This is a genomic window from Photobacterium lucens, assembly GCF_009873615.1.
Taxonomy (GTDB): Bacteria; Pseudomonadota; Gammaproteobacteria; order Enterobacterales; family Vibrionaceae; genus Photobacterium; species Photobacterium lucens.
The window spans coordinates 1-11481 of record NZ_SSMG01000027.1 but is presented as its reverse complement, the minus strand read 5'-3'; the positions used below and the strand labels follow the sequence as shown (position 1 = coordinate 11481).

Annotated in this window: 9 protein-coding genes; 5 read left to right on the top strand and 4 right to left on the bottom strand. The window is 40.0% G+C overall.

What is annotated here, in order from left to right:
- A partial coding sequence (locus tag E5A76_RS20745; RefSeq protein WP_161117987.1) for a type I secretion C-terminal target domain-containing protein occupies positions 1-1280 on the top strand: 1280 nt, incomplete at its 5' end.
- A gap of 45 nt (positions 1281-1325) precedes the next feature.
- On the opposite strand, the gene E5A76_RS02370 is transcribed toward E5A76_RS20745, so the two are convergent.
- Positions 1326-2303, bottom strand: a complete 978-nt coding sequence (locus E5A76_RS02370) for a GlxA family transcriptional regulator (protein ID WP_161117986.1) — start codon at positions 2301-2303, stop codon at positions 1326-1328.
- Between the two features lie 156 nt (positions 2304-2459).
- On the opposite strand from E5A76_RS02370, the gene E5A76_RS02365 reads away from it, so the two are divergent.
- A complete protein-coding gene (locus tag E5A76_RS02365; RefSeq protein ID WP_161117985.1) occupies positions 2460-4310 on the top strand; it encodes a beta-ketoacyl synthase in 1851 nt (616 codons plus the stop codon).
- Positions 4311-4385: 75 nt separating this feature from the next.
- Positions 4386-5408 (top strand): HAD family hydrolase, encoded by a 1023-nt coding sequence (locus tag E5A76_RS02360; protein ID WP_316247312.1) that lies wholly within the window; start codon positions 4386-4388, stop codon positions 5406-5408.
- An 80-nt stretch (positions 5409-5488) separates the two neighbouring features.
- On the opposite strand, the gene E5A76_RS02355 is transcribed toward E5A76_RS02360, so the two are convergent.
- Positions 5489-6787, bottom strand: a complete 1299-nt coding sequence (locus tag E5A76_RS02355; RefSeq protein WP_023935143.1) for a DEAD/DEAH box helicase — start codon at positions 6785-6787, stop codon at positions 5489-5491.
- Between the two features lie 260 nt (positions 6788-7047).
- Here E5A76_RS02355 and E5A76_RS02350 point away from each other — a divergent pair, with 260 nt between their 5' ends.
- Positions 7048-8520: an EAL domain-containing protein gene (locus E5A76_RS02350; protein WP_262383622.1), complete on the top strand. Its 1473-nt coding sequence runs from the start codon at positions 7048-7050 to the stop codon at positions 8518-8520.
- 78 nt (positions 8521-8598) lie between these two features.
- On the opposite strand, the gene E5A76_RS02345 is transcribed toward E5A76_RS02350, so the two are convergent.
- Positions 8599-10245, bottom strand: a complete 1647-nt coding sequence (locus E5A76_RS02345; protein WP_107166209.1) for an ABC-ATPase domain-containing protein — start codon at positions 10243-10245, stop codon at positions 8599-8601.
- Between the two features lie 236 nt (positions 10246-10481).
- Here E5A76_RS02345 and E5A76_RS02340 point away from each other — a divergent pair, with 236 nt between their 5' ends.
- Complete coding sequence (locus tag E5A76_RS02340; RefSeq protein WP_107166208.1) at positions 10482-10829, top strand: gamma-glutamylcyclotransferase family protein; 348 nt, start codon at positions 10482-10484, stop codon at positions 10827-10829.
- A 74-nt stretch (positions 10830-10903) separates the two neighbouring features.
- Here the strand turns inward: E5A76_RS02340 and E5A76_RS02335 are convergent, their stop codons facing one another.
- The gene (locus E5A76_RS02335) at positions 10904-11281 is read right to left on the bottom strand and encodes a DUF2541 family protein (protein WP_053989242.1); all 378 of its coding nucleotides are present in this window, start codon (positions 11279-11281) and stop codon (positions 10904-10906) included.
- Between the last annotated feature and the right edge of the window lie 200 nt (positions 11282-11481).

Sequence of the window (11481 nt, the reverse complement as noted above, 5' to 3'; positions counted from 1 at the left end):
TCATGAAGCAGTCATATCAGACTCTAACAAAAGAAATTCTTCATAATATCAATGATAAATCAAAGCTTGAATTTAATATTGTGACGTTCAGTAATGCGGTAAGAGGAAATAAGTCATTTCATTACGATGAAGCAACTCATCAATTTGTAGATAAGCAAAATGTGACAATTGAAAATTATCTTCATAGCTTGTCGGCCGGAGGTGGTACGCAATTTGAACGCGCTCTTCAGGATGCGAGTGCTCATATTACCGATAGTGGTAAGCGTAATATCGTGTACTTTTTAAGTGATGGTAAGGACGAAGATAAGCTACATACTGAAGGAATTCACTTCTTAAAAGATACAGAGATTGTTTCTATTGGCGTTGGACCATCGGCTGACGCAAAACAGATAGATGAAATTGCTCAAATGGGTACGGGTTATGATAAAGATAATCCTAATGCCCCAAGTTATTCTAAAGTAATAACCAATGCGACAGATTTGAACGATATCTTTCATAATATAGGTCAACATTTTATACCGGGTAGTGACATTATAACTGGTGGTATGGATGATGATGTATTGATTGGTGATTCACTTAATCTCGAGTGGATGGAAAAAGCAGGCATGTTGGATCACCTTCATCTGGATCCTAATACTGAACATTTACCTTCTGATATCTTGAAAGAGTATTTGCACCAAAAACTCGGCCGTGAGGTTTTTACGATAGATCTTGACCATTTTGTTGCTGACAATATCGATAAGTTTGAAGGTACAGAGCAAGGTGGACATGACACCCTATATGGTAAAGCTGGCAACGATATCTTATTTGGTGATGGTGGTGATGATAGTCTATACGGCGGCGATGGTAACGACTTATTGATCGGTGGTTACGGTAACGATGTGTTATCAGGCGGCAACGGTAATGATATCTTAACCGGTGGCAAGGGTGAGGATATTTTTCTTTTCGATGCGCTGAGTAAAGATAAAGAGTCAACTGATCATATTACGGACTTTAAAGTTGGCGAAGATAAACTCAACATCTCAGATTTGTTAGATAAATGTCAGCACGATGATGGAATGGAAACGTTGTTACATCACTTGAAAGCTGAAATTATTGATGACAAAGATGGTAAAAAAGATCTCGAGGTCATAGTGCATACTTCTGAAGGTCAAAAGCAAAATATTGTGTTAGATAATGTCGATCTTAATGGCTTATCATTAAGTGATCATAGTGGTTCGAATAAAATTATTGGTCAGTTGTTTGAACACCATGTATTTACCTCGCCAATCCACTCATAAATAAAGCACAGAGCCTACAAACACTTTTGCTTGTAGGCTTTTTGACTATGCATTATAGGTCTTAGCTTTTACCATTTTTCGATATTCACTGGGCGTAATATCAAACTCTTTTTTAAAGCGAGTTGAGAAGTGATAAGCATCTTTATAGCCCACTTGCTCAGAGACATCATTAATGGACATCCCAAAGTCTCGTAGCAGCTCTTTTGCAATTGCCATACGTGTTTTTTGCAAATATTGATGTGGTGCTAATCCAACTTGATCTTTGAATTTACGATTAAAGGTTCTTAATGGTAGTTGGCAGTGTTCTGCTATGCTTTTGGCTGTAATTGGCTTACTTATATTTAGCCTGATCCAGTCTTGAGCAACTGCAATAGATTCATCAAACTGTACTTGTCCACCAATCTCATAAAAAGGTTGATGATCGGATTTACTGATCTCATGTCCGTAATGGGTTTCAATGATCTTAGCGATGTTTTGACCAAAATTATTGGTAATGAAATACAGCACCATTTCTGTTTGTGAGTTGATACTTTCAGTGCAATACAGCCCATTAGCAGAGGTTATTGAGGCTTGTCTATTAAGCCTGACTTTAGGGTATAGCTGCGAGAATTTATCGTAAAAATACCAATGAGTTGCTGCTGCTTGATCATCAAGCAGCCCCGTTTCTGCCAGCCATAAAACGCCAGTACCCGTGGCAATGATTTTTGCGCCACTTTGGTATTGTTTGATCAGCCAGTTAGGAATCTCTGGATGTTTGGTTAATGAGGCTAAAGGATTGCCCCACATAGGAGGCAAGATGATCACATCAAAAATATCTTCATTAGCAAATGTGATATCTGGCTGAATGCGAATACCTGCTGTTAGCTTAGGTGATGTCAGGCTTGGTGCGATGATTTTAATAATAAAAGGGTCCGCTTTTTGGCTTTTTCTATCTCTAAGACTTGCGGCACTTGATAACATCTCAGCACTGAGGGAAATACCTGTGATCAAAGCGCGTTGATAGAGCACAAATCCAATTTTCATACCTTCCTCTTTGTGATCAATGTATTAGTTATCAAGATGGTTAATTATTGTCATGGCATAGATGTCAGTTATTTTGGCACAAATACAAGGTGATAAACAATGTAATGCTGTTATCCTGAATTAAAACAGTGTTTAAATAAAAGTCAGGGATTTTAAATGGCAAAGTTACCGCTGATTGTTGGTTTAGGTGGCATTAATGCTGCGGGTCGTAGTTCAGGTTTTCATAGCTATAAATTAATGGTTGCTGATGTGCTTTCAGAGCAAGTAATGCAATCGACGTGGCAAGATTTAGCGGCACGTATGGGGCTTGATGTTCAAGATGGTATGACTGAAGACGTGATCGTGGCAATTAAAGCGGGCACGTTTGTACGTCGTATTGATTCATTCGATCCTGATAACCTGTTGTACCAATACAAAGCCAACTTAAATACTGACAACGATAAGATTTGCTTTACTTTGCGTAAGTCTAAACTACCGACAAACATTCCAGCTAACTGGGAAGTGGTAGAAGAAGGTAGCAAAGTTCATATCACCGTTAACGGTAATCTTGATGCTTTGATTGAAGATCGTGTTGCTTTCCCTGTAACCAGCGGTGGTAATATTCCAGCAGGCTTCAATCCTGGTTCTTTATATAACTCTCGTTTCCATCCTCGTGGTTTAAGTTTAACGGTTTATGGTGCATCTGATGCTTTAAACTCGCTAGGTGTTGAGTGGGATGAAATTTTACGCCATATCAAGCCTGACGAAGTCTCTGTTTATGCTGGTAGTGGTTTAGCTCAGATTGATGATAACTCGCTAGGCGGCATGTTAGCGGCACACCTTACAGGTGGACGTGTAAGCTCTAAAATGATGGCGTTATCGCTTGCTGAAATGCCTGCTGATTTTATCAATGGCTATGTCATTAACAGTGTCGGTACAACAGGTACCAACATGGGCGCATGTGCTACATTCTTATACAACCTTCGTCAAGGTATGTACGACATTCAACACGGAAAATCAAAAGTAGTGATTGTGGGTAATGCGGAAGCGCCAGTGATCCCTGAGATCATGGAAGGTTTCCGCGTTATGGGCGCACTTGCAGAAGATGCTCAGCTTAAAGCACTTGATAATAGCGATGTTGTTGATAATCGTCGTGCTTGTCGTCCATTCTCTGCAAATGCTGGCTTTACCATGGCAGAGTCAGCACAGTTCGTTGTGCTGATGGATGATGAACTAGCACTAAAACTTGGTGCAAATATTTACGGCTCAGTAGCTGATGTGTTTGTTAATGCTGATGCTAACAAGAAATCGATTTCAGCACCGGGTGTGGGTAACTATGTCACTGTGGCAAAAGCGACAGCACTGGCGAAAGCGATTTTAGGTGAAGAGGGTGTGAAGCAAACTTTCGTTCAAGCCCATGGTACAGGTACGCCACAAAACCGTGTAACTGAAAGCCATATTCTGAATGAAGTAGCAAAAACCTTTAATATTGATAACTGGCCTGTAACGGCGATTAAGTCATATGTCGGTCACTCAATGAGTGCTGCTGCAGGTGATCAGTTAGTCGCATCGTTAGGTGTATGGCAACATGGCTGGATCCCGGGCATCAAAACCATCGACCACATTGCTGATGACGTTCATCATTCAAACTTAAATATCTTAATGGATCACCAGTTCGCTGGTGATAAAGGACTAGATTACAAAGCAGTGATCTTAAATGCTAAAGGTTTTGGCGGTAATAACGCCACAGGCTTAGTGTTGTCACCGACTCAAACGATTGAGATGCTTAGCGCAAAATACGGTGATGATGTGATATTAAGTTATCATCAACGCAATCAAGTTGTTTCTGATATCGCATTATCGAACGATACTGCAGCATGTCATGGTGATGAGAAAATCCGTTATCACTTTGGTGAAGCGGTGATGGATGAAAACTCTGTCACGATGACGCAAGAGTCACTTCAGTTATCTGAGTTTGAGCAAGCAATTGAACTTAGTGCAGAAAATCCATACTTAGAGTATCGTTAATAGGTATATTTCCTAGCAATTATAGAGGGGTAAGTTATTATTTGACTTACCCCTTTTTGTTTTTTGGATATCAATGTGAAAAGTAACAAAGTCATTATCGCGAGTTTTATGAGCGTGTGTTTATCGCTATTTTCATTTTCTGCCGTGAGTATGGAATGTAATAGTGATGGGCAAGCACTGCCGTTATGGGCGAAAAGTCAGCCTCGAACAGCATTATTAAATTTTGTCGATAATGTCACCACAAAAGGCAGCAAAGATTATGTGAAGCCAAGTGATCGTATTGCTGTTATCGATAACGATGGCACGTTATGGTCTGAAAAGCCGACTTATACCCAGTTCTTATTCGCTTTTGATCAGATCAACAAGAAAAGTGCGAAATATCCAAAGTGGAAGACACAAACACCCTATAGTTGGGTTTTAGACAATAATACTGATGCGATCTTCAAAAAAGGGTGGGCAGCATTACTGCCAATTTTAGAAACATCACAATCTAATATGACACCTGAGCAGTACAACCAAGATGTGATTAATTGGCTGAAAACACATCAGTCCCCACGCTTTAAACGTCCATATACTGGGTTGGTATTCCAGCCGATGATTGAATTGATTGATTACCTGCACGTTCATCAATTCGATGTGTTTATTGTTACAGGTGCTGGTAGTGCGTTTGTAAAACCTTGGAGTGAAGCGATTTATCATATTCCAGCGCAAAACGTGATTGGTACAACGTTTGGTTATACTTATAAAGATGGTGAACTAGAGAAGAATAGCAAGCTGGTTTACATCAATGATGGGCCACAAAAAGCGATCAATATTGAAACCATTATTGGTAAGCGCCCAATCCTTGCTATTGGTAATTCAACGGGTGATAAAGCCATGTTGAAGTGGACGACATCGCAGCAAGGAGCAAGCCTTGGGATGTTAATTCACCATACAGATGCCAAGCGTGAGTGGGCGTACGGTGCGAACTCATTCGAAGGTAAGTTTACCCCTGCGTTAATGGATGCTGCGAAAGCCAATAAGTGGCAGGTGGTTGATATGAAGAATGATTGGTGTCAGATCTACCCAACACCCGCACAGCAGCGCAGATTGCCATAATCAATTTATGATTCTGCTAGACTTAAACAACAAAGCCGAGCAAATTGCTCGGCTTTGATTTATTGAATTAGCTTTAAAGATTATTTCTTTAGAGAAGTGATCTTAGTTGCTTTGTTATTGATCGCTCGACGTAGACGTGCACGACGCTCTGCAGCGGATTGATCTTGTGTCGGGTTATTCTTACGACCTTCACGTTGGCTAAATGCTGGCTTTGAATGCATACGCTCTAGTAGTGCATCACGGCTCTTTGGCTCATAACCGATTAGTTGAACACGGTGGATACGTTGACCGATCAAGCGTTCAATTTGCACCAGTGTGAGTTCTTCTTCACGGCTAACAAAAGAAATCGCATTACCTTTTTGTCCCGCACGACCTGTACGACCAATACGGTGAACGTAGTCTTCCGCTAAAAATGGCATGTCGTAGTTAACAACATACGGTAGGTTTTGAATATCAAGACCACGGGCAGCGACTTCTGTTGCTACCATTACACGTGCTTTACCTTCTTTGAACTCTTCTAGAGCACGACGACGCGCACTCTGTGCTTTATCACCGTGGCAAAGTACCGCTTTAATTCCGTCGAGTTTAAGCTCTTTAACCAGTTGGTTAGCGGTTTCTTTGTAGTTAACGAAAACAAGAACTTGTCTCCAGTTCTTCTTACCGATCAGCTCAGACAGTAATTCCGTTTTACGTTCTTCATCAACAGGGTAAACAACGTGAGAGACAGTATCTGCGGTACTGTTTTCAGGGGTTACCGTAATACGTTGCGGTTTGTGAAGAATATCAGCAGCCAGTGCGTTCATTTGTGCAGAAGACGTTGCAGAGAACAGCATGGTTTGCGGTTTAGTGCGGATATCGTCAAGGATCACACGAATAGCACCGATAAAGCCCATATCTAACATACGGTCTGCTTCATCAAAAACAAGGAATTCAAGGTTTGCTAGTGAAACATTGTTGAGTTCCATGTGCTCGATCAAACGACCCGGTGTAGCAACAAGAATATCAACGCCTTGTTCTAGGCGTTTTTCTTGTGACGACATTTTTTTACCACCAAAAACAGCAGTACAAGTGATGCTAGTGTATTTAGTGTAGTCGCTGATGTTATTTGCAATTTGCTCTGCTAGTTCACGTGTTGGCGCAAGAATTAACGCGCGCACATTGAAACGGCTTTTTGACTTTGGTGTATCAATCAGCTTTTGAATAATAGGTAGTGAGAAAGCGGCAGTTTTGCCTGTACCTGTTTGTGCAAGTGCAAGGATATCTGCACCACGACGTGCTTGAGGGATTGCTTTTGCTTGCACTGGAGTCAGTTTTTCGTAACCGATTTCAGTTAACGCTTTAACTAAATCTTGAGAAAAACCCTGAGATAAGAATGACATGCTTTGTTCCTAAACTGTCGGCTAAAGCCGATTACATTCATAAACGTCGTTGCTTATGAATGTAATCATCTTGCCGTTAAAAATGGTCGCGTATTATAGTCGATTATAGGTTAATTCGCTATATCAACATAATACAGTAGATGTGAGCGCTAAAAATTGCTTCTATTGATAAATCTTATCGTCACGACAAGATTCTTTTAGTGCTCAATATATGCTTTGCGAGTATCATTCGGTAACAAAATGAAAAAAATAAGAATAAAATGCCAGTGTCAAAGAAAAGTATTACTAAAAAGCGTGTGTTCCTTATCATAAGTGCTGTAGTAACTCTATTTATATCAATGATTTATTGCTACTTTGCAGGAAATAATGTAAATGAGTCTGTTGCCTATAGGATTTATGATACGGTTCATAGCCCCGAAATAAAGGTTGTTCATAGTCACTATAGCCACACATCTTATGTTCAGCGTAAAGCGATACTTGAACAAATCGTCATCGAAAATAAAGATTTAAAAGGTATTTTCTATATTAAAGATGGCAAATATATTTATTCAGATCGTGACTGTGCCATTAATAAAAGTGCGGTAATCGATTTAGCCAATAAAGTTGATGAGTTTAAAAATAACGCGGTTTATTTTTATATCGATAAAAAAGACATCTATGGCTCACCTGCCTTTATTTATATGTTCAAGTTTGGTAGTGGATACTACCAGATGATTTTCTATAAAGAAGCGATTGCTATACCTGAAAGTTTATTCAGCGTAAAAGTGGTCAGCAACTTTGATGATGAAGTGTTATCAGGTGACGAAAATATAGGTGTAAGGCTTGCGAAGAGTAAACTGCATGCTGTAGGGGTTAGTGTGATTACAGGGATCACATTAAAGCATTTTCTATGTATCTACTTTGTGGTGTTTTTTCTTGTTACGCCTGTAATGCTATTACTGTTCGTTTTTATTGAAAAAATCGTTGGTCGTCAGAATAACTTTAATATTGATATTCGAGCAGGATTAAAAAATAAAGAGTTTATCCCTTATTACCAAGGTATTTATTCCGTAGATAAAGATAAGTTCGTTGGGGCGGAATTGCTTTGTCGTTGGAACTATAAGGGAGAGAAAATCCTGACACCTGCAAGCTTTATTAATATTCTTGAAGACAGTGGGAAGATTAATGCAGTGACTCTAGGCTTATTAGAACAGCTGGCTCGTGATAAGATCTTGTTTGATAATATTAATCCTGAGATGTATTTCTCCGTTAATATCACGATTAATATGCTGCTAGATCCTGAGTTTGTTGAAAGTGTTTTGCAATTCCTTGAGAAAAACCCACAGCTCGATGGTTGTTTAACCTTTGAATTGACTGAACGTGATAAACGCTTTGATTATATTTCTGAAGTAAAACAAGCCATGTGTTTACTGCATTCCCACGGTATTCGTTGGGCGCTGGATGATTTTGGTACAGGCTATTCAAATCTGCTCACCATGCATAAGTTGCCTATTGATATTATCAAAGTGGATCGCATGTTTATCTCATCGAAGAACGACATTATCTCATGTGATATTTTAACAAAAATTGTCGACTTATTAGATACATGGAAACTACCTATTATCATGGAAGGGGTGGAAACAGAAGCTGAATTAGATAAAGTAAAACAGCTTTCGATAGATTTAGTCCAAGGATTTTATTTTAGTAAACCTATGGCAGCCAAAGCGTTTATTGAGCACTTAGGATCTAAATAATCATAGCTAAGTTATGGTATTAAAAAGCCCGCATAACAAGCGGGCTTTTATGTATTTGCTGATTGTATAAGAGATATGTTACTTAAACTCAGCCTTACGCATACGGTTTAGCACTGCCATTACCTCGATCACTCGTGGTTTAGACATTTCACCGTACTTAGGCATCATTGCTGCCCAATCGTCGTGGAGCATGTTAGCAAACGCACGAGCTGGCATTTTTTCCCAACCTTTTAGCTGTGCAAGTTGGAACCATAGGTAACCAATCGCTAATAGCTGGCTTGAATGTGCAACTTGCTCTAATGCTTGAAGATCGACATATTCACGACCAAAGCGCAGTGATGTTTTATCTTTCACTTGAATACGGAATTTACCTTCTTCAAGTAGCGATTGTAGTGCGCTACGGTTCACTTGGCGTGTACGTGGACGTACGATCACTTCTGTACCTTCAGCCTTACGACGAGTAGGGTGAGAGGCAACAACTTCACGGGCTTTTTCTGTTACATCCACAGCTTCGTAGTTGTGCATTTGAATAACCGTATCAGCAACATCAAGGTAGTCACCAGAGCCGCCCATTACTAGCATCACTGAGATATCATGTTGATCGCGTAGTAGAGAAATACGGTCGACAAGCGGTGTAATTGGCTCATCATCTTTACAGATCAGTGCCTGCATACGTTCATCGCGGATCATAAAGTTAGAAGCAGATGTATCTTCATCAATCAGTAATGCTTCAGCACCGGCTTCGATCGATTCTTGTAGCCAAGATGCTTGTGAAGTCGAACCTGATGCGTTTTGGCTTGTGAATGCAGTTGTGTCTTTACCCATAGGTAAGTTACTGATGTATGGTGATAAATCAACGTTGTGTACACAGCGTCCATCTTCAGCACGGATCTTAGCAGCATTGTAATTTGTTACGATGTATTCACGACCATCACCTGGAATGTGATCGTAAACTGAGCGTTCAATGGCACTTAATAGGGTTGATTTACCGTGGAAGCCACCACCCACAATCAGTGTGATACCTTCAGGAATACCCATACCACGGATCTTACCTTTGTGTGGTGCTTCAAGCTCAACAGCAAGGTTTTCTGGGCTCATAAACGGCACAGCATTTGGTAGTGGTAAATCACTGTTACCTGCAAGACGAGGAAGTACACTACCGTCAGCAACGAAAGCTAATAGTTTGTGCTCTTTTAATTGCGCACGTAAGGCAACCTGATCTTCTGCTGCTTCACAGTGTGCTTTAAGCTCATCCATCGGTAATTCACGTGCAATTGTTGAACGACGGATCATCTTTGGCAGGTGGAAAGTCAGCAGGTTCATGGTGCGTTTCGCAATGATCGTACGACCATCTGCTGGTAGGTTTACACGAAAACGTAATTCGATGCCTTCATCATCAAACATTACCGCAGTACGATCTAAGATCACTTGCCCTGGCATGTCGATTAAAACTGCGTTGTCTTGCTGTGACAGATCAGCGAAGAAACGTGCGATGAAATCACGTGCAGCACGTTGGTATACTGGTGATTTCTCACGAAGCCATTCAAGATCTGTTAATGACCATGCACGACGAGCGCGAACACGAGAAGCTGGCGCAAAAGGATCCGTTTGAACGGTATCAATAAAGAAGTCGTAATCAACGAAGTGGTATTCACCACGTAGGCTGGTGTAACTACGGTAATTATGACGGTCAATTTTATGGAGTTTGGCTTCGAGTAATTGCATATCGCCTCGATATCGTTCGTTATGGTGCATGCACCGAGAATCTAGTGTGTTCGGGGGCTGGATATTACACTAAAGTCCGATAGTTAGCATGTAAACTTTAAACGGGATCACAAAAAATCACACTCATTAACAGTGCTATTGTGAAAGGGGCTGTTGTTTAATCATTATATTTTAGTCAATAGCTTGCAAAATATTGATGCTGACTATTCTGGATAAACAAACAGGGGAGGAAACCGATGAAGGAAACTCTGAATCAATTATTTGTTTATGGCACATTAGCGCCTGATCAATCTAATGCTTATGTTCTATCAGATCTAAAAGGAACGTGGCAGAAAGCTTATGCGGTTGGTTTTGTTTATCCAAACGGTAAGGGAGCAACCATAGGTTATCCTGCTTTTGTACCGCAAGCACACGGTGAGAAAGTGCAAGGCTTGTTATTTCGCTCTGAGGAATTAGAGGATCATTGGCCTCGAATTGATGATTTTGAAGGTGAAGGCTATGATCGTGTGATGATCACTGTTTTACTTGAAGATGGCACAGAGCAACAAGCATTTGTTTACCGATTAAGTCCAAGTGAAATTTAAGTAGATTGAGTTTTTATTGATATAAAAAGAGCGTTCACCATTGATTGATTAACGCTCTTTTTAACGGATTAAGTTTATTTACGACCGTAAACTCTAATACCTGCGCTTCCATCTTCTGCACGGCCATGTACTTGAATATCAGTTACACAGCGCTCATAAGAGAAACGACGCCAATCCGTTCTTTCATTTTTATCTAGCTTACGCTGGAATTGAAATACGCGTGATGAGCCATTTTGAAATTTGAAAACAACTTTTGACAAAAATACATCACGTTCAGCTTTGATCTGAATTGATTTTGCATTACGGCAAAGAGGAACAGGGATCTTGGCGTTGTTATTTTTCGCTTCAAGAAGAATAGTGCGGCCTAATGTGAAGGTATCCGCAGCAGCTGTTGTTGAAAATGTCATTGCTGACAGGATCATTGCTGCAGCCATTGTAGCTTTTAGTTTCATAAAGCAATCTCATAATAAAAAACTGCAGCAATTATAATGATGTTCTCTTCAATTAGAGAAAAGCTAGGTTGTAACCATTTGTAATTTATTTACTCAGAATATATGTGAACAAATCGGGATAAAATTGGATTTTAATTGTTGATATTTATATTAAAAATATGACTTTTGAATTAATCATGTTTTTAAAGGTGAACGTGAGG

What these genes read in the sequence shown, in the direction of transcription:
- E5A76_RS02370 (WP_161117986.1), bottom strand. Translation starts at nt 2,303, where the DNA reads ATGAAAATTGGATTTGTGCTCTATCAACGCGCTTTGATCACAGGTATT.
- E5A76_RS02365 (WP_161117985.1), top strand. Translation starts at nt 2,460, where the DNA reads ATGGCAAAGTTACCGCTGATTGTTGGTTTAGGTGGCATTAATGCTGCG.
- E5A76_RS02355 (WP_023935143.1), bottom strand. Translation starts at nt 6,787, where the DNA reads ATGTCATTCTTATCTCAGGGTTTTTCTCAAGATTTAGTTAAAGCGTTA.
- E5A76_RS02350 (WP_262383622.1), top strand. Translation starts at nt 7,048, where the DNA reads ATGCCAGTGTCAAAGAAAAGTATTACTAAAAAGCGTGTGTTCCTTATC.
- E5A76_RS02345 (WP_107166209.1), bottom strand. Translation starts at nt 10,245, where the DNA reads ATGCAATTACTCGAAGCCAAACTCCATAAAATTGACCGTCATAATTAC.
- E5A76_RS02340 (WP_107166208.1), top strand. Translation starts at nt 10,482, where the DNA reads ATGAAGGAAACTCTGAATCAATTATTTGTTTATGGCACATTAGCGCCT.
- E5A76_RS02335 (WP_053989242.1), bottom strand. Translation starts at nt 11,281, where the DNA reads ATGAAACTAAAAGCTACAATGGCTGCAGCAATGATCCTGTCAGCAATG.